The organism is Gemmatimonas sp. (assembly GCF_021298855.1).
In the GTDB taxonomy this organism is placed as follows: domain Bacteria; phylum Gemmatimonadota; class Gemmatimonadetes; order Gemmatimonadales; family Gemmatimonadaceae; genus Gemmatimonas.
Window position 1 is genome coordinate 1 of record NZ_JAJTHI010000013.1, and the last position, 23,143, is coordinate 23,143.

General features: G+C 69.5%; 19 protein-coding genes. 18 read left to right on the plus strand and 1 reads right to left on the minus strand.

Annotated elements, in window-relative coordinates; all coding sequences use genetic code 11:
- A partial coding sequence (locus LW840_RS05900; protein WP_291276598.1) for a transposase zinc-binding domain-containing protein occupies positions 1–390 on the minus strand: 390 nt, incomplete at its 3' end.
- A 325-nt stretch (positions 391–715) separates the two neighbouring features.
- Between LW840_RS05900 and LW840_RS05905 the strand changes: the two genes are divergently transcribed.
- The 18 genes from LW840_RS05905 to LW840_RS05990 all read left to right on the plus strand — a co-directional run bounded on the left by LW840_RS05905 (position 716) and on the right by LW840_RS05990 (position 23,140).
- On the plus strand, positions 716–1,282 hold the full coding sequence (locus tag LW840_RS05905; protein WP_291267311.1) for a DinB family protein: 567 nt from the start codon (positions 716–718) through the stop codon (positions 1,280–1,282).
- 304 nt (positions 1,283–1,586) lie between these two features.
- Positions 1,587–2,018, plus strand: a complete 432-nt coding sequence (locus tag LW840_RS05910; RefSeq protein WP_291267310.1) for a helix-turn-helix domain-containing protein — start codon at positions 1,587–1,589, stop codon at positions 2,016–2,018.
- A 142-nt stretch (positions 2,019–2,160) separates the two neighbouring features.
- Complete coding sequence (locus LW840_RS05915; protein ID WP_291267309.1) at positions 2,161–2,421, plus strand: DUF885 family protein; 261 nt, start codon at positions 2,161–2,163, stop codon at positions 2,419–2,421.
- 37 nt (positions 2,422–2,458) lie between these two features.
- Entirely contained in the window at positions 2,459–4,165 is a 1,707-nt protein-coding gene (locus LW840_RS05920; RefSeq protein ID WP_291267308.1) for a gamma-glutamyltransferase, read from the plus strand.
- An 87-nt stretch (positions 4,166–4,252) separates the two neighbouring features.
- Positions 4,253–5,398, plus strand: coding sequence for a dipeptidase (locus tag LW840_RS05925; RefSeq protein ID WP_291267307.1), 1,146 nt, complete (start codon positions 4,253–4,255; stop codon positions 5,396–5,398).
- A 417-nt stretch (positions 5,399–5,815) separates the two neighbouring features.
- The gene (locus tag LW840_RS05930; protein WP_291267306.1) at positions 5,816–6,355 is read left to right on the plus strand and encodes a GNAT family protein; all 540 of its coding nucleotides are present in this window, start codon (positions 5,816–5,818) and stop codon (positions 6,353–6,355) included.
- Positions 6,356–6,433: 78 nt separating this feature from the next.
- A complete protein-coding gene (locus tag LW840_RS05935) occupies positions 6,434–6,619 on the plus strand; it encodes a hypothetical protein (protein ID WP_291267305.1) in 186 nt (61 codons plus the stop codon).
- A gap of 373 nt (positions 6,620–6,992) precedes the next feature.
- Entirely contained in the window at positions 6,993–8,486 is a 1,494-nt protein-coding gene (locus LW840_RS05940) for a carboxypeptidase regulatory-like domain-containing protein (protein WP_291276599.1), read from the plus strand.
- A 245-nt stretch (positions 8,487–8,731) separates the two neighbouring features.
- Positions 8,732–8,998: a zf-TFIIB domain-containing protein gene (locus tag LW840_RS05945; RefSeq protein ID WP_291267303.1), complete on the plus strand. Its 267-nt coding sequence runs from the start codon at positions 8,732–8,734 to the stop codon at positions 8,996–8,998.
- A gap of 128 nt (positions 8,999–9,126) precedes the next feature.
- Positions 9,127–9,714, plus strand: coding sequence for a DinB family protein (locus LW840_RS05950; RefSeq protein WP_291276600.1), 588 nt, complete (start codon positions 9,127–9,129; stop codon positions 9,712–9,714).
- Positions 9,715–10,711: 997 nt separating this feature from the next.
- Positions 10,712–11,605: a helix-turn-helix domain-containing protein gene (locus LW840_RS05955; protein WP_291262768.1), complete on the plus strand. Its 894-nt coding sequence runs from the start codon at positions 10,712–10,714 to the stop codon at positions 11,603–11,605.
- 320 nt (positions 11,606–11,925) lie between these two features.
- Positions 11,926–13,173 (plus strand): nuclear transport factor 2 family protein, encoded by a 1,248-nt coding sequence (locus LW840_RS05960; protein ID WP_291276601.1) that lies wholly within the window; start codon positions 11,926–11,928, stop codon positions 13,171–13,173.
- Between the two features lie 680 nt (positions 13,174–13,853).
- Positions 13,854–16,331 carry a CehA/McbA family metallohydrolase gene (locus LW840_RS05965; RefSeq protein ID WP_291276602.1) on the plus strand — a complete coding sequence of 826 codons (2,478 nt, stop codon included), beginning with the start codon at positions 13,854–13,856 and terminating at the stop codon, positions 16,329–16,331.
- A gap of 167 nt (positions 16,332–16,498) precedes the next feature.
- Positions 16,499–16,891: a hypothetical protein gene (locus tag LW840_RS05970; protein ID WP_291267297.1), complete on the plus strand. Its 393-nt coding sequence runs from the start codon at positions 16,499–16,501 to the stop codon at positions 16,889–16,891.
- A gap of 129 nt (positions 16,892–17,020) precedes the next feature.
- Entirely contained in the window at positions 17,021–17,347 is a 327-nt protein-coding gene (locus LW840_RS05975; RefSeq protein WP_343213649.1) for a family 20 glycosylhydrolase, read from the plus strand.
- Positions 17,348–17,428: 81 nt separating this feature from the next.
- A complete protein-coding gene (locus tag LW840_RS05980; RefSeq protein ID WP_291276603.1) occupies positions 17,429–18,604 on the plus strand; it encodes a hypothetical protein in 1,176 nt (391 codons plus the stop codon).
- 90 nt (positions 18,605–18,694) lie between these two features.
- Positions 18,695–19,576 (plus strand): hypothetical protein, encoded by an 882-nt coding sequence (locus LW840_RS05985; RefSeq protein ID WP_291273705.1) that lies wholly within the window; start codon positions 18,695–18,697, stop codon positions 19,574–19,576.
- Positions 19,577–20,257: 681 nt separating this feature from the next.
- Positions 20,258–23,140 carry a hypothetical protein gene (locus LW840_RS05990; RefSeq protein ID WP_291269433.1) on the plus strand — a complete coding sequence of 961 codons (2,883 nt, stop codon included), beginning with the start codon at positions 20,258–20,260 and terminating at the stop codon, positions 23,138–23,140.
- Positions 23,141–23,143 lie beyond the last annotated feature (3 nt).

Below are 23,143 nucleotides of genomic sequence, written 5' to 3' on the forward strand. Positions count from 1 at the left end.
AATGGCGGCCGTGACGGTGCGGGCGGCGACGCGAGCAATCTCGCCGAGCAGGCGGCGGCGGTAGAGACAGTAGGCGCGCAACCGCTTGGGGATGGTGAGCACCACCTGCCGGTGCGGCACCGGCGCGAGGAGCGTCGTGTCCAGCCACTGCGTCCAGATCGCGAGGCGCTTGGCGTGACAGCTCGGACAGAAGTAGCGGCACTTGCACGAGAACGCGAGCAGATACGCGTGCGTGCACGCCTCGCAGCGGATGCGGGCGAACCCGTGATCGAGCACGCCGCAGGCGAGGAACTTGTCGGCCACCTGTGCGACGACGGGGCGCCACGGGCCGTACTCGCGTGCGAAGCGCTCGTCGTAGACGGTCTGCAGGCGCTGCAGGTGATCCGACACCAACCGAAACAGCGGCGACGCTTGGGGCCGTCTGGGTTGGTAGACGCCGCGCGCTCCGGGACCGGGGAGCGCCGAGCATACGGCCGACTCGGCGGCTGGCGGTCACCGTTCCGTTGCGCGACGGGCCATTCCGACGCAACGTCCGGTTTCGCGGGCCTAACGATGCTTGCTGTTGCCGAACGGACCGACCATCCGCGTAGCGTGAAGCCTCGTGTGGTCCGCTCGCTACAGAAGCCGGCGTTGGGCGTCAGACCACCACCATGCACGGACGGAGCATGCGCAGACCCCCTGCACGCCTGACCCTCCGCCCCGCGCAGACCACCCGATGAGCACAGCCGATCACGCACCGGAGCGGCTGCCGACGCCGGCGCTCGGCGATGCCGATGGGTGGCGCGCATTCAGTGCCACCATCGCGGCGCGCGTCGGCACGCGCGATCCGCTGGAGATTCTGTCGGCAACGGTGCCCCGCCTCGAGGCTGCGCTGCGTGGCCGGTCCCTCGCCGAGTTGCAGTGCCCGGAGGCGCCGGGCCGGTGGTCCGTAGCGGCAGTGATCGAACATCTCGCCGACGCCGAGCTCGTGTTTGGGTTTCGAGTCCGGCAGGTCCTGACGCAAGAGGCACCGCCGTTGGCCAGCTTTGACCAGGAAGCCTGGGCCACCGTCGGCCGGTATGCGGAGAGCGAGGCACACCAGGCGTTTGCGCTCTTCGCGGCACTGCGCGCACGGCACCTCGCGCTGTATGGTCGGCTCGCGGCGGCGGACTGGGAGCGGGTGGGGGTGCACGGCGATCGCGGTGCCGAGTCACTTCGCACGATGATCCGTATCATTGCCGGGCACGATCTCGCGCATTGCGCGCAGGTCGAGCGCATACTGAAGGTGCCGACTGACGCCTAACCTTGCGTTGCGGCGGTCAAACGCTCCGAGGATCGGTGTGGCGAGCGCGGGGCGTCCGCTGTGGCCCGAACGGACGGAGCGAACGGACGGAGCGAACGCCCCGCCTGCCTCAGGGTGGGCGTTTGCCGCAGCGCGCGCGCGTTAGGCCGCCGCCCCCTGGCACTTCTCCCTTGATTTCAAGGGCAGTGATGTAGAGAAGAGCGTTTCTTGTACATCGGTGTGGCCGTAGGCGTCTCGACGGGGGCGCCGGTCTGGAACGACCGCGACGAGCTGCAGGCTGCGACCACGCTCGGCGGGAGGGCGCGTGCTGCGGAAGCTGAACGAGTTCCTCTCGCTCTTCTCGTACGAGACTGCAGAGCTGACGGCGCTCGAGATCGCCGAGTGGCTCGGGCGGCCGAAGAGCACCGTGTACCGCGTGCTCGCGCGCGTCGCCGACGAGGGGTCCCTCGACCGCGACGAGGCGACTGGGTGCTACCGCGTCGGGATCTTCTTCGCGGTACTCGCCGACCTCGCGCCGCGCTCAACGTCGCTCCAGCGGCTCGTCTTTCCCGTGCTGCCGCGGCTGAGCCGCGAGACGCAGGAGTCGGTGACGCTTTTGGTGCGCCACGGCGGCGAGGGGGTGGCGGACGTGTGGGCGGTGGCGGCGCCGGTGCGCAACCACACGGGCGCGGTCACGGGCGCGATCACCGTCGGCGGGCCGCGCGGGCGGGTGGAGGGGGGAAGTTGCAGACGCTGATCGACGCGGTGTGCGCGGCGACGGCGTCGGTGGCGAGCGGGTACCGCGTCGGGGCGGCCGGTGGCTCGGCGGCGCGCTCTTGCCGCGGAGGACCGGGGGTGGTATGGTGGCCGCGCAAGAATATGAGACTAACTCTCACAAAATGAGACTCATCACGCGCGTCCTCTCCGGCCCGCTCCGACTCGCCCTCGACGCCTTCTTCGCGGCGCGCCTCGTGGTCGACACGGGGATGAACTACTTCGGCTGGTCGCGCGAGCGGGGGATGGCGTACATGAAGGAGCACACGGTCGAGTCGGACGTGCAGATCGACGAGGTGATCGGCAGCGGAAGCCTCCCGCTCTTCCTGCTGCAGCGGCACATGGAGCGCTGGATCGCCGCGCGGAGAGCGGCGGTCGCCAGCTGACGGAATGCACTCACAACCACTCGGGGAGAGGACCACGATGAGCGAGCGACGGCGGGAGTTTCTGAAGCGGGCGGCGGCGGCCGCGGCGGCGGGCGCGGTGGGGGTGCCCGGGGTGCCGGGGATCGCGCTCGGCGCGGGGCGCGCCCCGGTCGACGCCGAGGGGATCGCGAGCGACGACGTGGTCACGCCGTACTTCGGGAAGAAGCCGGTGGCGAGCGGGAGGAACGGGCTCGTGATCACGTCGAGCCCGCACGCGACGCGCGCGGCGGTCCAGCTGCTCCGCGCCGGCGGGAACGCGTGCGACGCGGCGCTGTGCGCCTCGGTGACGCAGACCGTGACCGAGCCGCACATGACGACGATCACGGGCATGCTCGCCATGCTCTACTACGACGCGGCGACGAAAAGGACGACGTACGTGAGCGGCGGGATGAACGCCCCGCTCGCGGGGCTGCCGGGGTGGAACCCGACCGACCTGTCGACCGGGCGCAGCGCGGGAGTGCCGGGGTGGTGGGCGGGCTTCGAGGCGGCGCTCGCGAAGCACGGCTCGCGCCCGAAGGCGGAGGTCGTGCAGCCGGCGATCGACTACGCGCGGAACGGCTTCGCGATCTACCCGTTCCTGTACGGCGAGATGCTCGTGCAGCTCGACACGATCGGGAAGACGCCGACCGGGCGGCGCATCTACATGCCGAACGGGGCGCTCCTCCCGCCGGGATCGATCCTCAAGCAGGTCGAGGCGGCCGACACGCTCGAGCGGCTGGTGGCGGAGGGGAACCAGTTCTTCTACCACGGCGCCTTCGCGCAGGCGTACTGCGACGCGGTGAAGGCGGCCGGCGGCGTCATCACGCCAAAGGACTTCGACCGCTACGAGGTGCGCTGGATGGAACCGGCGCGCGGCACCTACCACGGCTACGACATCCTCGCCTCGCCGCCCCCCGACAACGGCGGGACGCACGTGATCGAGGCGCTCAACATGCTCGAGCTCCTCGACCTCAAGAAGATGGGGCCGCCGACCGAGTCGGCGGACTCGCTCTACTGGATGACGCGCGTCATCAACGAGGCGTACGAGCAGGGGGCGAAGCACACCGACCCTTCGTCGCACGACGTGCCGCTCGAGATGATCCTCTCGAAGGACTACGCGGCGATGCGGCTCCGGCTCATGAAGATGACGCCGGTGCGCGAGGCGCGGCCGGCGCCGCCGCCGGGGAGCAACCACGTGACCGTGGTCGACGGCAAGGGGAACATCGCGACGATCCTGCACTCGGTGATGTCGCTGCCGTGGCAGAACGGGCTGTTCGCGATGGGGTTGAGCATCGCGGCGTCGGGGGCGCACTTCTTTCGCGTCATGCCGGCACCCGGGGACCGCGCGACGGTCTACATCGCGCCCAACATCATCTTCAAGAACGGGCGCCCGGTGCTCGTGTCGGGGAGTCCGAGCGTGGGGCTGCTGCAGAACATCGTCCAGAACACGACGAACATCCTCGACTTCGGGATCCCGATCGGCGAGTCGGTGCTGCGGCCGCGCTTCGGCGGGCCGGCGACGACGGTGCCGGGAGCGAACTACATCGAGGTGGACCTCGACGAGAAGGTGCGCGCGGCGGCGGAGAAGCGCGGGCTGCGCTACTTCGTCACGTCGCCGTGGCACTTCATGAACGGGAGCTTCGAGGGGATCCACATCGACCCCGCGACCGGGACGGCCACGGCGAGCGCGGACCCGCGGCGGTCGGGGATGGCGGAGGCGGTGTGAGCGCGGCGCGGAGGCATTGAGGGCGCTCGGCGCTCGGCGGGAGCGTGAACCGCGGCTTGATCGACCAGGAACTTCGAGGAGCGTGACGTGACGACGATCGAGACCGCCGAGGCATCCGCCATCCCCGAGCCGTCGCCGCGCGCGCGGGCGCTGCACGAGGCGTCGCTGGTGTGGGACGCGCACATGGACAGCCTGATGCGCGTGCTCGCCGGCGAGGACCTCGGCGTGCGCACCGAGGGGCAGGCGGACCTCGTGCGGTGGCGCGAGGGCGGGGTGGACGTGCAGGTGTTCGCCGTGTGGGTCGACACCGTGTACGGCCGCCACCACGCGGCGCGGCGCGCGCTGCAGCAGATCGACGGCTTCCACCGGCTGCTCGAGGCGAACCCGGACCGCGTGGGGCTCGCGCGGAGCGCGGCCGACATCGCGCGGCTGCGCGGCGAGGGGAAGCTCGCCGCCGTGCTCGCGATCGAGGGAGGGATCGCAATCCAGAACGACCTCGCGCTGCTGCGCACCTTCCACCGCCTCGGCGCCACGTCGATGACGCTCACGCACTCGGCGTCGCTCGACTGGGCGGACTCGTCGACCGACGCGGCGCGGTGCGGCGGGCTCTCGGCGTTCGGGCGCGAGGTGATCCGCGAGATGCACCGGCTCCGCATGCTCGTCGATGTCTCGCACGTGAGCGACGACTGCATCCGCGCCGTGCTCGACCTGTCGGACGCGCCGATCATCGCTTCGCACTCGTCGTGCAAGGCGATCTCGAACCACCCGCGCAACCTCTCCGACGCGATGCTGCGCACGATTGCCGCGGCCGGCGGCGTGGTCGGGATCAACTTCTACTCGCAGTTCCTCGACCAGGCGTACAACGACGAGATGGGGCGGCGCTCGGTGGACCTGCTGGCGATGCTCAACGCCCCGCCCCCGCTCGACCCCGACGCGCTCGACGCGTACGCCGACGAGCGCATCCGGACGTTCTGGTCGCTGCGGCTGCCACGCCCGCCATTCGAGCGGATCCTCGAGCACATCGACCACGCGGTGCAGGTGGCCGGCATCGACCACGTCGGGATCGGGAGCGACCTCGACTCGGGGGCGGTGCCGACGCCGGTGGGCCTCGACAGCGTGAGCGACTACCCGCGCATCACCGAGGGGCTCCTGCGGCGAGGCTACGCCGAGGCGGACGTGGCGAAGGTGCTCGGCGAGAACTTCCTGCGCGTGTATCGGGCGGCGGTCGGGTAGCCGCGCCCGCGCGGCCCCGCGCGGCGCGCGGCTATCGTTCGGGGCGCGCCGCGACCCGCGGCCGTCGCCTGCGCCTCCCTGGCCCGCCTCATGCCCGACAGCACCTCGGGGCTCAGCAACACCGAGCTGCGTCAGCTGCTGGCGGAGACGCGCGCGAGCGACACGCGATGCGGAGACCGCGATGCATATTGAGCTGACGAGCGCCGCCCGACCGATGGGAGATTCAACCGGGGTGGCTGGAGTATTGGGCCCGGTCCGCTGCCTCAGCCGCTCCAGCGCGACGGGATTCCGCGCACAGTACCGCGCAAGCCGGGTGGCGAAGGCGCGATCGTCCTCCGGTACCCAGACTAGTCATATTGCGCGTACTCGCCAGTCGTGTCGCCCTGTCTACCACAATCTCCGTGAGGGTTCACTCCCGTGCCGTCACCAACCGAGCAGCTCACTACGGCCCGCCTGGTGCTCCGGCCATACCGTGACGGCGACGTCGATCAGATTGTCGCCTACGCCACGCTCGCGCCGTGGAGTCGATACCTGCCTGTGCCCGTGCCCTATACGCGCGACCATGCGGTGGAGTTCGTCGCGGCCATGACGGCGCTGGATCCTGTTGTGCATGAGGCGTGGGCGATCACGTTGGACGATACGGTGGTGGGCGGCATCAACATCCGGTTCTTCTGCGACGGCATGATTGGCGAGCTGGGGTGGTCGCTGGCGCCGTGGGTGTGGGGGCAGGGGTACGCCACAGAGGCTGCGCGGGCTGTGCTCGATACGGCGTTTACTGCGCGCCAGCAGCTCGTTCGCGTGCGGGCCATGGCCGACGTGCGCAATGTTCCATCGCAGCGCGTCATGGAGAAGATCGGTCTTGTCCGCGAAGGGACACTTCGGCGGAACCGCACCACGCGCGGTGAACTGATTGACGAAGTGTGGTACGGGATTCTGCGTGAAGAATGGGAGGGATAGCGGCGCAGTCGCCTTCGTGTCGTCATCGCCGCGCGCACACTGTACTATTCGCCATCGATCGCCACCCCTGCCATTCGCGTGTGCTGCAATGACCAACCCCGTCTACCACGCGGGGAGCTCTTCGTCGAGGGGCGCGCGCAGCTCAACACGGCGGGGATGTCGTTTCTCAATCTCGACTGGGCCAACCGGTCGGCCGCAACGCTGGCGTGTGTCGCGTGTGGACGCATCGAGTGGTTCCTGGCCGATCCGGAGGAGCTGGCCTGAATCTGCGCGGTTCGCTCGGCCCGCGAACAACAGGGATTGGAATTTCAATCGGGGTGGGTCGACTATCCGCCGAGTATACGACGCGCCCGCAGCGCAGAGGTTGCCAGCGCACGATCGATGACAGGCCGCCGCCCGGCCCGAGGCGCTGGCGAGGCCGGTCATCGCGCCGTATGCTCCACAGGAAGTCGGCCCAGCCCGACTGCAATTCCTCTCCCGAGGGCGATCTCGACAACGTGCTCGGCGTGGAGACCTACAATGCAGGACCTTGGCGCCGCGGCAGCTCCAGCGCTTCACGATGGACTGCGGGGCGCTCGTGTTCTGGAAAGGCCGCAAGTGACTCGAACGCATCGGAATAAATGGAGAATCGCCAGTGATGACGTATCGCAAGCCGCTCATCGTTGCCGCCGTGGTCGCGTGCGTGAACATGCTCGGCGCCGCGCGTGCGCGCGCGCAATCGTCCGCGTCACCGGGGCGTTCCGGGCGCGTGGACATCACGAGCGTGGATAGCATCACACGCCTGCCGCTCGCGGGGGCGAGCGTGCGCCTCGTGGCGGTGTTCGATACGACACGCGTGCACGACGCCGTCCTCGATGCGCGTGGACGCGCACGGGTGGACCGCCTGCCGGCCGGGCCGTGGATGCTCACGGCGCGCCACGCCCGCCTCGATACGCTCGGGGTGGGCAGCGTGGCGGTGCCGTTCACGGTGCGCGCCGGGCGCGGCGTGACCGTGCGCGCGGCGGTACCGTCGGTCGGCACCCTCGTGGCGCGCGTGTGCGGGAGCGCGGCCGCCCCGGGCACCGGCTATCTGTACGGCACCGTGCGGCGGGCCGTGCGGACCAGCGCGTCGCCGCGCGCCGCCGCGACGGACAGCGCCCTGCCGCTCAGCGCGGGGCAGGTGACGGCGCAGTGGCCGGACCTGCGGATCGAGGCGGGGCGTGTCGAGCGCACCATCGTGACCACCGACGTGCCGGTGGGCGACAATGGCCGCTACGTGCTGTGCGGCGTACCGACCGAGACCACCGTCCGGCTGCGCGCGGTGGGCGCCGAAGGGGCGAGTGGCGTCGCCACGTTTACGTCGTCGGCCACCGGCATTGTGCCGCGCGACCTGGTGCTGGGGCGTGCGGACACGGTGGTGACCACGCCGAGTGGCCCGCAGGCACCGGAAGACAGTGGCCTGGTGGACATCGTGCTGCGTGGCGCGGGTGGGGTGCGCGGCACGGTGCAGACCGTCGACGGACGTCCGCTGGCCAACGCCATCGTCGGGTTGAGTGCGACCGGGCTCGCCATGCGCACCGACAGTGCGGGGCGCTTCCTGCTCGCGGCCACACCCACCGGCACGTGGACGCTCGCCGTGCAGGCGCTCGGGTACGCGCCGCGGCAGCAGCCGGTGGACCTCGTGCCCGGCGACACCGTGGCGCAGGTGGTGGCGCTGGTGCGCGTGCAAGCCATGGATACGATGCGGGTACGTGCGAACGCGATGGCGCGCACGGTGCCCGGGCGCAACCTCGCGGACTTCGACGAGAGGCGGAAGATGGGATTCGGCAGGTTCCTGACGCAGGATGACTTTGCAAAGGCCGAAGGCGGAAACATCCTGAATTTCCTCACCAGCCGAAGCCCCGGGATGCGCATCGCCGACATCGGCCGTCGGACGCTGGTCTCGAGTCGTGGTCCCACTAGCGTTTCTCAGCGGGAGTGCCCAATACGCGTGATCTTCGACGGGAGCCTCGACGCGGCACCACTGAATCTGGACTCCATCGAGCCCTCAACGATCGCCGCCGCCGAGTTCTATACGCTCGCCACTCTACCGTTTCAGTTCGCTTTTGGGGGTTCGCCGTGCGGCACACTCCTGCTCTGGTCGCGCTGGTAGTGTGGTCGCCATGGTGTTCGACACTCGGCTCGTCCGGCGCTTCGTCTTCAGGTCGTTCACCTTTCACAACGCCCCCTCCAATGCGTTGTCCCATAGATGGACATGAGATGGTTCGGCGCGACATCGACCGACGACCGGCGGCTTCGTGCCGCCATTGTCACGGACTCTGGATCTCCGGACCGGCGATCGCTGAGACGCAGCTTCCGGTCGACCACGTACCCATTGAGTCGCGACGAGCGGGTCCGATGCGCCCAGATGCGCGACCGCGCCACTGTCCGCAATGCCACGCCGTCATGCGAAGCGAGCGGCTCTCGGGCCTGAGCATCGAGCGCTGCGTGGCGTGTGCATCCGTGTGGCTCGACGCCGGCGAGTTTGACGCCGTACGCATGGCGTTGCTCCCGAACAGGCCGGCGCCGCCAAACACCCGTGCGCCGCTGCGCGCTGACTGGTCGGCGTTCGATGCACTCACTGAGGCGACGATTGCCTTGCTCCCGATGTTCTTCGACGGCTGAGCTGGCGCCCGTGCCGGATAACGACGCGTGCTGCCGACAGGTGCGCCTTGGTAGCGCGGGCGCAGCCCGCGCGCTCTATTGACGCACCTGCAGCAGAACCACCCGTTCGGTTGATGCGAGCGAATTCCATGACTGACACATTCTCCCTCAACGCGGGGAGCTCCACCGGTCCCGAAATCCAGTCCGCGCTCCGGGCGCTGCACCAGGAGAGTGTGGTGTACTGGGCCGGGCTCGACACGCGCACCTTCCTCGCACCGATTGGCGACGCGTGGTCGCCGGCCGACAATGTCCGGCATCTCACCAAGTCGATGCACAGCGTGACCCAAGGGTTGCGGGTGCCCCGCCTCGTCTTGCGGCTCGCGTTTGGCAACGCCCGTGCCCCATCGCGCTCTTACGCGTCCGTGCGCGAGATCTATCGGGCGCGTCTCGCGCGCGGGGCGAGCGCGGGCCGTTTTGCCCCGCGCGCTCAGCCAGTGCCGAGCGATCCAGACGTCGCCCGCGCGCGCATCATGGACTTACACGCCTCGTCTGTCGCCACGTTGTGCGCCGCGATCACGCGGTGGCCGGAACCCGCGCTGGATGCGCACCGACTGCCGCATCCGCTCATCGGCCGCCTGACCGTCCGCGAAATGCTGCTGTTCACGCTCTATCACAATCGGCATCATTTGGAGAACGTGCAGCGCCGCTTCGCGAGTGCACCGACGGGCACCACCTGACGCCGCTTGCTGCCGATAGCGCGCCAGCATCGCGTCCGCCGCCCGCGCCATCTTCTCGGCCTGCCGCTCGAAGTCCGCGTGGGTACCACTCCGACCGCAGGCGCATCGCCGGGGCGTAGGCGGGTGCGCCCGTCTGGTCATTGCGTTATCGGGCATCGACCGGCCTGTAGCGGGCCATGGCGGATTTCGACGAGGGACCAAACAGACCGCCGACGGCATGCTCCAACGCAGATGTCCGCGTTCCGCCGGTCGGTCGCATCACGCGGCACTATGTGTATTCCAGTCGCACCGACTGGGATGGCCGCGTCGGACGCCCGTTGGTGACTCGCGTGTGGTACCCCGCGCGTGCCGGAAGCGCGGAGTCCGCGTGGGCAGCGGACGTGTTCCACTGTGGGCGAGCGCGCTCGCGATCTCTCGGCGCTGGTGGATCTTCTTCTGGCAGACAGCCGTCTCGGAACTCGGATCGACACGCGCAGCATCGAAACGCGCGGAAATTCCGGCTGCAGGGCGTTTCGCACCACGCGTTTCTTGCGGAGTGTACGTGGCGCGTCCCGATGCTCCATCGCGAGACCGTGGAACTCCTCGTGCGGTCCGGCGCCGCGCAGCGACCCTTGCAGCCGACCCGCGCGTGGTGCGGTAGCGGTGATGGGGCCTCGGCTCCATCTTCCCGCAAGGTTTGCCAAGGCCCCACAACCGCAACTCACGGAATTGCGCTTGCAGCTGAACGCGCAGCGTTCGGCGCACCGGACACGTCAATGCGAATCCGAACGACCCTGAGCATCTCGACGGTCTTCAGCCTCCTCGAAGGCGAGACCGTTGGCGTTCCGCGCGCCGCCGCAACGTGCGGCTCCGCACTTCGAACGCTCGCGCCGCGTGGTCTCGCGGTTCAGGGTGGATTCATGGTGCCAGAAGCGCGCACCCCGGCGCGGGACGCTGCACGCGCCCGCGTGCGGCAGCGTCGAGTCTGCCGTGGACCGTCCGTGCATCGACGGCGGCGATGATGCGGTACCAGGAGATCTATCCCTCCGCGCCCCTGCTGGAGAGCACCGGTGCCGTCTCCGCCGCGGCATCGAGCCTATTGACACTCGAGTACTTCGAAGCGCCGGCTGCCGAGATGCCGGAGCACGTGTTCACACAGCATCACGTGCTGCTCAATCTCCGTGAGGAGCCACACCGCGTCGAAAACACTCGCGATGGTGTGCATCGCGAATTCCTCTTCCATCGCCATGAGATCGTGGTCACGCCGGCTGGCGTTCGCTCGGGCTGGCGCTGGCATTCGACGTCGCGAGTGATCGTCATCACCCTGGAGCCCGCCGCACTGGAGCGGTTCGCGTTGCTGGAGGTGGGCGTGGTACTCACCAGCACGCAGCTGCAGAGCTTGCCCCAGTTTCACGACGAGGACATCTGTCGCGCCGGCGAGCTGCTGCTCGATGCGCTGCGCACGCGAGCGATCGGCTCCGAACTGATGTTCGAGTCCATGGCGCGCGTCTTCCTGATCAAGCTGCTGCAGAAGTACGGTGAGCGTCGTGACGAACTTTCTGACGCACGATCCCGTTTCACCGCCGAGCACTATCGTCGTGTGCTGTCGTATGTCGAGGCCAATATCGGCGCCGATATCAGCACGGAGGACCTGGCGCGCGAAGTGGCAATCAGCGCCGATCACTTCGGGCGCCTGTTTCGGCAGGTGATTGGCCAAACGCCGCATCAGTTCGTGATGAGCTACCGTGTGGAAACGGCACGACGTCTGCTGGCCGACGCACGGCGTACGCTCACCGACGTGGCGGTGTCGTGCGGATTTGCCGACCAGTCGCACTTCACCCGTGCGTTCAAGCAGGCGACCGGTGTGACGCCCGGGCTCTATCGCAAGGGCCTGGCCTCCCTCCCCCCCTGACTCGCGCGGCCCCAGGGTGGGGCGCCCGGCACGGAATCCTTCAAGAAGTTCCCGCTTTCAGACAAGACCAGCCGGGGATCACCGCACGACTCTTCCCGCGTCGCCCGAATGGACGGGCGCCGTACCGGAGCTGCCCTATGTCTGCTGGTCGCGTTGTCGCCGCCGCCACATCCCTCGCTGTCCCTGCCCCGGCGAGCGCCATTCGCACAGAGCGCGTAACCTTCCTTTCCGGACAGGACCCCGTGGTTGGTACCCTGTTCGTCCCCGCCGACCTGGCGCCCGGGCAGCGGGTTCCGGGGGTCGTGGTCACCGGTGCGTGGATGACCATCAAGGAGCACATGGCGGGTCGCTATGCTCGCGAACTTGCTGAGCGCGGCTTTATCGCCCTCGCCTTCGACTTTCGCACCTGGGGGGAGAGCGGTGGTCGACAGCGGTCTCTGGAATCGCCGCGCATGAAGATCGAGGACATCGGAGCGGCGGCGCGGTTCCTTGCTGGCCGTACCGACGTCTCGCGTGTCGGCGGGCTCGGCGTCTGCGCTTCAGCGGGCTATATGGTTCATGCGGCCGTCCAGAATCCGGCCATCGCGTCGGTGGCCCTCGTTGCACCGTGGTTGCACAACGCGGACATCGTGAACACGGTGTACGGAGGCGCTGACAGTGTACGACACCTCATTGCTCGTGCGCGCACCGCACAGGCTCACTTCGATTCCACCGGTGAACTCACGCTGCTGCCCGCGGCGGGGCCGCAGGGCTCCGAGGCGGTGATGGCTGGTGTCCCGTACTACACCGAAGCCGATCGGGGCGCGATTCCGCAGTGGGAGAACACCTTCAATGTGGCGTCGTGGGAAGGCTGGTTGACGTTCGATGCGTTGGCCCCTGCCTCGCTGGTGACGCAACCGACGCTGATTGTACACAGCGAGGCCGCCGCGATCCCGCAGGGTGCGCACCAGTTTTTTGCGGCGCTGCGTGCGCAGAAGACGCAGCTCTGGCTCGATGGCGTCTCGCAGTTCGATTTCTACGATCGCGACACCCCGGTGAACACTGCAGCAGATGCGGTGGCCGAGCACTTCCAACGCACGTTGCAGGTGTCCCGTGAAGAGCCGCCTGTGTCACCGGCCGGTGACCCTGAGACGGCGAAGATCATCAGCCTGGTCAGCGCGATTCCGCTTGCGGTCGACCTGGCGCGCTACGACCTCGCCGAGACCGCGTTCGCACCGCAGATCACGGTGGATTACACGAGCTTGTGGGGTGGCGAGCCGCAGCACACGACGCCTGCCGAGTTGATGCAGGCGTGGCGCGGAATTCTGCCGGGCTTTGACGCCACGCGGCACGAGCTCCGGGACGTGCAGGCCCGCGTCGATGGGTCGACGGCGATTGCGACGGCCGCAGTCGATGCGCGTCACTGGATCGGCGCCGCGCTCTGGCGGCCAATCGGACGCTACTCGTGGGCGTTGAGCAAGCGCGCAGGGCGGTGGGAGGTGACGTCGATGACGTTCACACTCACCCAGGAGCTGGGCGATCGCGCGCTTGCGGAGGTGGCTACGGCGCGGGCGAGGGAGCGCACCTGACCACAGCAACGGCGGATTCACAGGAGCCGCAGGCCATGCTCTATCTCAGTTCCGGCCTTCCGCTGACGGTGGGAATTCATGGCACGCTGCGCATCATGCGCGATCCTGCGAGATGCCGGCACATGCGGCGCCAGAATGCTCCTGCGAGGTTCACTCGGGCTGCTTCGACGCATCCCGTACGGCCGCGCAACGCGGCTTGCTGCCGACAAGCGCGGGTGCGGTAGCGGTTGCGGTCCTACTGCTCCTTCTCAAAGGAGTGCAGTGGCCCCGCAACCGCCGTCAATGGGAGCGCTCGCAGCGGAAGCAAAACGTTCGCACGTTTGAGATCCATGCAACGTCGGCAATGTTGACGAACGGCCATCAGGGGAGAAGCCATGCGTGAGGTGACACTTCATGCCGGGCACCTCGGCAACACGTGGTCGATGGGACAGGCATTGCAATCGGAGCGGGTCGACTCTCCGTGTGGGAGAGGGCGCGATCACGGACCGCGCGATCGCGGGCCGCGCGAGGACCGACTGACGGGCGGCGTAGGGCCGGCTGCCCAGGCCGGGGGGCCCCCCGTGAGCCTCGCGTCGGCGTCGCGCCCACCGAACGGCTGATGGCCGCCGTGGCGTGCCGGCGGCGTTACCTTCCCACCTCCTCCACACCCCCCGCTCCTTCCCTCGGAGAGCCTCATGAGGATGCCCGGGAGTCGACGCGCGCCGGCACTCATCACCGCCCTCACCGTCGCCGCCACCCTCGCCCCCGCCCCCGCCGCCGCGCAGTGGACGAACCGGTACCCCCGGAACACCGGCTACGGCCACCACGTGTACCTCGAGGGGTACGAGCTCCCCAGCTGGACCATCGGGCCGGCCAACGCCGCAGTCGCGGGCGACGGCGCACTGCTGGTGGCGTCGCGCGGCTGGCTCTGGCAGGTGAACGCCGCCCGCGGGGCGGCTACGCGACTTACCGCCACGCGCCTCACCGCCGCCGGCGGCCACGATGCCCGACCCGCCTGGTCCCCCGACCGGCAGCGCGTGGCCTTCGTGCGCGACGACAGCCGCACGCTCGCCCTCATGGTGCGCTCGCTCGCCGACGGTACCGAACGCGAGCTCGATCGCGGCATGATCCTCGACCCGGTCTTCACTCCCGACGGGCGCGCCCTCGTGTACGCGTCGGCGCGCGCCGGCGACCTCGATCTCTGGCGCATCCCGCTGGCCGGCGGCCCCCCCGAGCGCCTCACCACCGAAGCCGGCGCCCAGCTGCGCCCGCAGCTTCTCCCCGACGGCCAGCGCGTGGTGTACGTGAGCAAGCCCCGCAGCGGCGGCGATCAGCTGCGGCTGCGCGACCTGCGCGACGGTACCGAGCGCGTCCTCGTGAGCGGCCAGATCCTGTCGCAGACGCGCCCCGCCCTCAGCCCCGACGGCACGCTGCTCGTGTACGGCCTCCCCGGCCCCACCGGCTGGGAGCTGTGGCTGCTCTCGCTCGACCGCCCCAGCGCCCCCACGCTGCTCGTGCGTCACGACGGCGGGCGCCCCATCGACCCGGTGTTCAGCGCCGACGGCCGCACCGTGCTCTTCAGCGAGGCCGACGCCCGGCAGGTGCTTCACCTGTATCAGGTGCCGGTGGGCGGCGGCGCGGTCACGCGCCTGTTCGTGGACCGCTGGAACACCGGCACCCCCATGGGCGCGCTGCGCATCCGCACCGACTGCACCGGCTGCCCGGTGCCACTGCCGGCGCGCCTCGAGGTGCGCGACAGCAGCGGCCACGCCGCCGGCCCCGACGCCGGCATGATGCGCTTCGACGGGCAGAACGGCCGCACGTACTTCTACACCAGTGGCGTGGTGACCCTCACCGTGCCGGCGGGCACCTACCGCGTGGCCGGCGTGCGCGGCTTCGCCACGCCCGAACAGGCGCAGTGGGTGCGCGTGCACGCCGGCGATACCGCGCGCGTGACGCTCACGCTCGACGAACTCTGGTCGCCACGCGCGAACGGCTGGGCCGCTGCCGACCATCACTTCCACCTGAACTACGGCGGTGCCTACGCGCTCACCACCGGCGATCTCACCGCCCCCATGCGCGGCGAAGCGGTGGACGTGGGCACCCCCATGCTCGCCAACCTCGCCAACCGCTTCGAGGACCAGCCGCGCTTTCAGCCAACGGTGATGGGGCGCGCGCCGCTGCTCCGCTGGTCGCAGGAGGTGCGGTCGCACTTCCTGGGCCACGTGGGGCTGATCGGCGCGCCGGCGCTCTTCTGGCCGTGGGTCTGGGGGCCGGGCTACGACGTGTACGGGCGCGACGACCGGCTCAACGCCGACGCCCTCGGCTTCGCGCGGCGGCAGGGGGGCGCCGGCATCTACGTGCACCCCGTGCAGGGCACCGCGCCGCCGTTCAGCGAGCGCGGGCTGGCCAGCATTCCGGTGAGCCTCGTGGCCGACGCCGCGCACGGCCTGGTGGACCTGCTCGAACTCGTCTGCCTCTGGAGCAACGCCGGCACCACCACCGATGTCTGGTATCGCCTCCTCAACGCCGGCTTCGTGGTGAACCCCAGCGGCGGCACCGACCACATGGCCGACCTCCACCGCAGCATGGCCATCGGCAGCACGCGCGTGTACGTGCAGACCGGGAGCGCACCGCTCACCTGGCCCCGCTATCTGGCCGCGCTCACCGCCGGCCGTTCGTTCGTGTCCACCGGCCCGCTGGTCACGCTCACCGTGGGCGGCCGTGCGCCGGGTGACGTGGTGGCTGCCGGCGGCACCGTGCCCTTCACTCTGCAGGTGGCGAGTGCGGTGCCGGTGGACACCATGGCCATCATGATCAACGGCCAGGTGGCATGGCGGGCACCCGACGCCATCGATTCGGCCGGCGTGCGCCGCTACACTGGCCGCCTCACGCTCCCGCAGGGCGGCTGGGTGGGCGCGCGCGTGGTGGGGCCGCCCATCACGCGCTGGCCGGCGATGGCCGAGTATGCGTTCTCGCACACCGCGCCGGTGTGGATCGGGGCCCGCGGCAGCACCGACCCGGTGGCGCGCCGCGCCGCCGTGGCCGACCTGCAGCGGGCGCATGCGAATGCCACGGAGCGGCTGGAGGTGGGGTACAGCGGGAGCGACATCCCGCGGCTGCGGCAGTACTTCGCGGAGGCGAAGGCGGTGCTGGATTCGCTGGGGCGGGAGCGGTAGGGGGCGGGGGGGGCGGAAGCGATAACAGCGGAAGCGGAACTACGGAAGAACACGGGTGGTAGCCATGACGGCGTGGGGGGGCGGTGTGCCTCCACCTCCCGCGCGTTCTAGCCTACCCCCCGCCAGCGGGTCCGCTGGCGCCCACCTTGGCAAGCCCCGGAGGTCCCGTGTCCGTGTCGCGCACCCTGCTGCTCGTCCCGCTGTCGCTCGCGCTCGCGGCCTGCGTGCGCACCAAGTCCGTTCTGGTGGATCCCAGCGCGCCTCCGCTCCCGGCGCTCGATCCCGCCAACGTGCGCATCTTCACCAGCAGCGAGGAGCTCGACACCCTCGCGTACACGCGCGTGGCGCTCATCGAGGCGACGGCCTCGGGGGAGTTGACCTCGCAGAGCGGCATGCTGCAGGCCATGCGCAAGAAGGCGGCCAAGCTGGGCGCCAATGGCATCCTCCTCCCCAGCATCAACGAGCCCGGCGCCGGCGCCAAGGTTGCGGGGGCGGTCTTCGGCACCGGGACGCAGCGCAAGGGCAACGTGGTCGCCATCCGCATCACGGGGCGGCGGTAGGGCGCGGCCGCTGCCGCAGTGCGCTCATCCCACCAGTCCTCCGCCGGGCTACTGTGACCGCCCCACCCTCCTGCGCGCCGGCGCACGGCTGGCCGCGCTGTAGGTGGCGCTGCTGCTCGTGGGGATGACCTGAGACGGCACCGAGGGCGAGAACGCGTCCCTGCTCTCCGTGGCCCGTCCGCCTTCGAGCGGATTGCGGCCGTACTGGCGCCGGAACAGGCCAAGCCTTTCCTCGGCTGTCCGGTGCAGATCCCGACGGAGTACCTCCTCGAGCCCACGCATGTCGAGTCCCTGGCGTACCCCCGCCTCACGGCCCTGAGCGAGGGGCGGTGGAGTCCAGAAGCCCGCCAGGACTTGGGCAGCTTCATGGCGCGCCTCCCCGTGCACCGGCAACGCCTGGGCGCCATGAATGTGAAGTACCGGGAACTGGACACCCCGAAAACGCCGGTGCCCTGACGCGATACGCCGCGTATCGATCCTGTTATCGTCGCTCCGCGTCCGTGACACCGGATCGCGGGACGTCACGTTGTAGGTGGTATGGAACGCCTGCTTCCCCCCATCCCCACCGACGCGCTCGTGCCCGCACGCGCAAAGTCGGTGACCCGCACCTTTCTGCTGGGCGGCCTCCTCGGGGCCGCCCTCGGCATCGCCGGCTTCTTGGTGAGCCAGGCGATCGCCGGCCCCGTCATGAAGCGCACCGTGGACGCGATGCCGTCCGCCACGTGGGCGGTGTTCGGGCAATTGGTGGGGGCGTGGTTTCTGTCCACGCTCGGGCACGAGGTCGGCCACCTCGTCGGCGGCATGCTGCAAGGGTTCCGCTTCGAACTGCTCGTGGTCGGGCCGCTCGAGATCAGTCGCGATCCCAAGACCGACCGTCTGACCGTGGGCGTCAACACGCAACTCGAACTGGCCGGCGGCGTCGCGGCATGCTTTCCCCGCGTGGGGGAGCGGCTCATCGCGCGGTTGCAGTGGATGGTGCTGGGTGGCCCCGTCGCGAGTGTGCTCCTCGCGTTGATCGGGTTCATGGTGTGGAGCGTGAATCCCGTGGCCCCGTGGAGTGCATTCGCTCTGTTCACGGCCGTCATGGCGCTGCTCATGGGCATCGCGACGATGGTCCCCATGCAGAACGGGAGTTTCCTGTCCGACGGCAAGCGCTTCCTGCAACTCCGCCGGAATGATGCCCAGGCACACCGTGACGCCGCGATTCTGCTGCGTAGCGTGCGCGACCGGACCGGTATTCCGCTGGCCGACGAACCGGCGAGCAGCATCGCGCCCATGCTCGAGCCGGTGGATGGCTCGATGTTCGAACTTGTCGCGCGCATCAGTGCCTACGCGTGGCTGCTCGAGCGTCAGGCGGTACCCGAAGCGCGCGAACACATCGAGCGGGCGGCCGCCCTGACCGCGGGGCTCCCGTTCAACCTCGAGGCGGCCGTTGCCCTCGACCTCGCGTTCTGTCGCGCGCGTTTCGAAGGGGATGCCGACGGCGCGCGCGCGCTCATGGCCACGCACGCGCGCGCCATGCCCCTCCTGCCCGCGACCGATCGCCTCCGTGTCGAGGCGGCGATTGCCTATGCGGCCGGTGACGCCGTCGCGGGCGCGCGACTGATCGCCGAAGCGCGTCGCCTCATTGCCGCCTCGCCGAATGCGCGCAGCGGACAGTCGCAGTGGACGCTGGCGCGGCTCAGCGAGTTGGAGGCATCGGCGAACCCATGACCCGGAACCCCGAACCATGGTTTGCCCCGACGTGATCCATCAGGCTGATGCAGCAGCATGCCAAGTCTCAACACCTCCGAACTTCATCGCATGAGCAATACGGCGCGCACCACCCTCATCACGAGCGTGTTTCTCGTTGCTGGCAACGGACTTGGGGCGCAGCCCGCACGCGAGTCCAAGGCCGGGCAAGTACAGGTCACCATCGCGCACAGTCTGCTACCCATACAGCGTCAGGCGGCTCAGGTGGAGTTTCGCTTCGTCGATGGCACGGCGAATGGGGCCTACCCGGTCGACACCATCTCCTCGAACTATCGGTTGAGCCAGCGGGCATTCGCTCAGGCCATCACCCTCGGTGTGCAGTACGCGGTGACCGATCACGTCAGGACATCGTTCAGCGTCCGGCCTTATCTCAACTCATTCCTGTCCAATAGGGCCAAGAACGGAAAGGTGTATGGGGTGCAGTTCGATTTGGGAGCTGACTACATGCTTCGGCTCTCGGATGGTGTCGGTCTGGCCGTTGGCAGCGCCGTTTCCAGGGTCATTGGGGGCTATGGCATCACATCGGGGGGACCGAGAAACAAGGACTACCTGATGGTGGATCAGACCAAGCTCTACGATCAGGACATCGGGTTTCACGTCGTAGACCAGGCGTGGGCGGTCGCGCCACGTATCGGCCTGCATGTACGGGCGAAGCACAACATCGTCCTGTTTGCCAACACTGGCTTTCAGCTGGCATTTGCCCGGAACAGCCGCATCAACATCGCCGGTGCCGCGAAAGATGGCGATGTAAAGTGGACCGGCAGGAAGTTCTCGGACCCCGACCTGGTGCTACGCGTCGATGACCAGAGAGTCGAAAACGGCATGAGCAACCAGCTGCCATACCGCTTTTCGGGAATGCAGCTTGATCTTGGGGCTGCCTTCACCCTCAAGAGCAAGAAGGACCGTTCGGGACATGCCGCACGGGCGAAGTAGGACTCGTTTCGGCAACATCCGCCGCCAGTCACCCGCCTGACCGATCCTGGGCTCATCCCCCGCCCACAGTGCGCAATGCTTCCCGGTGAAGGGGCGCAATTCCCGTTGGTGCTGACAGGTCACGTCGGCATGCCCAGCATGGCGCGCATCAGCGGGCGTCGCCACGGCGCGGTTCAGTGCGTTTGCCTGACGGACCGTACGCGCCACCCGCTGCGCATGGCGCCATCCCGTTCGGCTCCGCGGATGAGCGCCCGTCGCTGCTGTTCGTCCATCGCAGAACGGTCGAGGCCTCCTGGTCGTCGTGGTCTCCCGCCAGACTTCCGCGACGCCGCACTCCGGGACGGCCAAAGCGGTGGCCATCACATGCGTGGGCATCATGCAATGCCGGTGCTCGTTGGTCCGCGTTGACGAGTTGTCGCACCTCTCGTGAATCAACGCCGCCCCCCTGGCGCGGGGCCCGCGTCAAAGGTTGGCAAGAAAGGGCAGCAGATTGGCGAGATCGGGTTTCCCTCGCGCGCATTCCGCCGGCAGGCGCGGTGCACGGCCGAAACCGTCACCCTGCATGGGCCGTAGACCACGCGGACTGCCGATGATGCCGTTCCCCACCCTCAACGCGCCATGACGCAACCCCACGTCCACCGACCGTTTCGCAGACACGCCGCGACGAAAGCTGTCACTGCCATGCTGCTGCTGTTGGCCAGCCCGCTGGCAGAGCCGACGCTTCGTGCCCAGGAGGCACCCGTGTTGGGCCCAGACCAAGGGGCCCCTACCGTGCGGTGGCGCGTCGTGGAGGGGCGAAACGCCCGCGTGATCACCCCCGACGCCCTGGTTCCCGAGGCGCAGCGACTGGCGACACTCATCGACCTGGTGGCGGCGCGCGACACCACCACGCTGCGCGCACGCGCGCCCCGCATCGACGTGGTGCTCCGCCACCAGCTGGCGCAGCCCAATGCCTTCGTCTCGCTCATGCCCAGACGTTCGGAGTTCTTCCTCCAGCCGCCCCAGTCCAGCGGGCTGCTGGGGAGCGGGGATTGGCTCACGCTCCTGGCCGTGCACGAGTACCGGCACGTCAAGCAGTTCTCCGCGGCGCGCCAGGGGTTCACTCGGATTGCGAGCGCCCTCTTCGGCGAACCCGTGTGGGGCGCTCTGGCCTTCCTGTCGATCCCCCCCTGGTACTGGGAGGGGGACGCGACCGTCACCGAGACGGCGCTCACCCCCTCCGGGCGCGGCCGTCTCCCCCAGTTCGATGCCGACTTCCGGGCGCAGCTGCTGGAGCGCCCGGTGCCGTCGTTCATGACGGTGATGAGCGGCTCCTTTGCCCAGCAGTGGCCCAACCACTACGTGCACGGCTACCACCTGATTATGGCCGGGCGCGAGCGGTTCGGCCCCGACGTATGGGACCGCGCGTTGCGGGCCTCCACGCGTCGTTCCTTCATGCCGCTGGAGCTCTCTCAGGGGCTGCGCAAGACGGCAGGGATGAGCGCGGGCGCCCTGCACCAGGTGGCGCTGCGCGCCCTGCAGGACAGCGTGCGGGCGGCCGCGGCGACGGCCACGCTCACGCCGGCTGCCCGGGTTGGTCGCACGCCGGCCAGCTGGACCGACGACCTGTTTCCGCAGTGGGAGTCAGACAGCACGCTGCTGTCCATGCGTCAGGGGCTGGCCGACCGGCCGCAGCTGGTGCGCCACACCGCGACGGGCACGACGCGGCTCCGGCTCATCGGTCCCGCCGCGGAACCTCCGCTGCTGTCGGTGGGAGGCGGGGTGGCGGCGTGGGTGGAGTATCGCCCCGACCCCCGCTACGCCCTGCGCGGCTACAACGTGATCCAGCTGCACGACCTGGCCACGGGGGCGACCACGCAGGTGGGGGACACCACCCGGTACAGCGCGGTGACCGTGTCTCCCGACGGGGCGCAGCTGGCCGCGATCCAGCAGCACCCCGACAGTGGCATGGCGCTGGTCCTGCTGGGACGTGACGGGGCGGTACGCCGGCGCGAACTGGCGCCCCCCGGCGACCAGCTGATCGCCCCGCGCTTCACGCGCGACGGCGGCGCTCTGCTGCTGGTGCGCATCCGACGCGGGCAAGGGCAGCGCGTGGAGCGCTGCCCTGTGGCCGGCGGCGCGTGCACCCCGCTCTCCCCGTGGGCCTTCAACGGCCTGTCTTCCCCCTTCGGGAACGACACGCTGGTGGTGGCCCACCTTCCTGTGGAGGGGCGCGACCAGGTGGTGGCATGGCGCGCCGCCACGGGCACGTGGTTTCAGGTCACCGAACGGCCGGTGGGGGCCATCGACCCCGTGCTGTCGCCCGATGGACGGCGCCTCGCCTTCACCGACCACACCGCCAGCGGCCGACGCATCGCCACGATGGAGCTGGACCCCGCGCAGTGGCGGGAAGTGTCGGTGACGCCCCCCGACCGTCCGCGCGTGGCGGCGTTGGCGGCGCAGGAGGGGGCGCCGTTTCGCCCCGACACCATCGCGGCCGACCGGACGCTGCCGGTGCGCACCCTTTCCCGCTTCGAAGGCGTGTGGAACCCCGTGGGGGTGTCGGTGGAACTGCCCCCCTTGGGCCCGGATCTGGGGGCCACGGTGAACTCGCGCAACGTGCTGGGGACGGTGGGCATTGACGCGGGGGCGCGCTACAACACCCAGGAGCAGGCGTGGGGAGGGCAGCTGGGGGTGACGTACGCCGAACGGCTCCCGATCCTGCGGGCGTGGGTGGACCAGCGGAGCCGGCGGGACGACTACCCGGCCGTCACCACCCCCGCCGGCCAGCAGGAGCGGGGGAGCTGGACGTGGCAGGAGCAGTCGGTGGGCGCCGGGGTGGACATCCCCCTCGACTTCACCCGCTCGGCCTATGACACCCGGCTGCAGGTGGGGGCGCGCCTGGAGGAGCGCCGCGTGAGCCGCAGCACTCTCCCCGGTTGGTTTGCGCCGGATAACGGGAGCGTGCGCCCAATTACGCTGGAGCTGCGCGGCATGCGCACCATGCAGTGGATCCGCGACATCATCCCGGAGCGGGGACAGGCGTTCGAGGCCATGATGCGCCAGACGCCGCTGGGGGGGACCTTCAACGGGACCCAATGGTATGGTCGGGTGCAGCAGTATGTCCGGGGGGTGGCGCCCAATCACGGGGTGCGGCTGGATGCCGGCGGCGATTGGCAGTCGCTGCGGGAGACCGCCACGGGACCACGCCCCTATCGCTTTGCCACGCGCCTCCCCTTTGCGCGGGGGTACACGGCGGTGACGGCGCCGCAACTGACGCGGCTGAGCGCGGAATACCACGCGCCGCTGTGGTACCCGGACTGGACGCTGGGGTCGGGACAGCTGCAAGTGCGGCGACTGCGCATGACGCTCTTCGGGGACGCGACCACCACCACCACCCGCACCTTCCCGCAGGGAAGGGCCACCTCCGTCTCGGAGACCTTCCGGTCGGTGGGAGCGGAGCTGTGGATGGATGCCGCGTGGTTTCACCCCGTGCTGCAGCTCCCGGTGGGGGTGCGGTGGAGCTATCGCCTGGACGGGGCGCAGCGCGGGGGGCGGACGCAGGTCGTGATCGGGATGCCGTAGGCG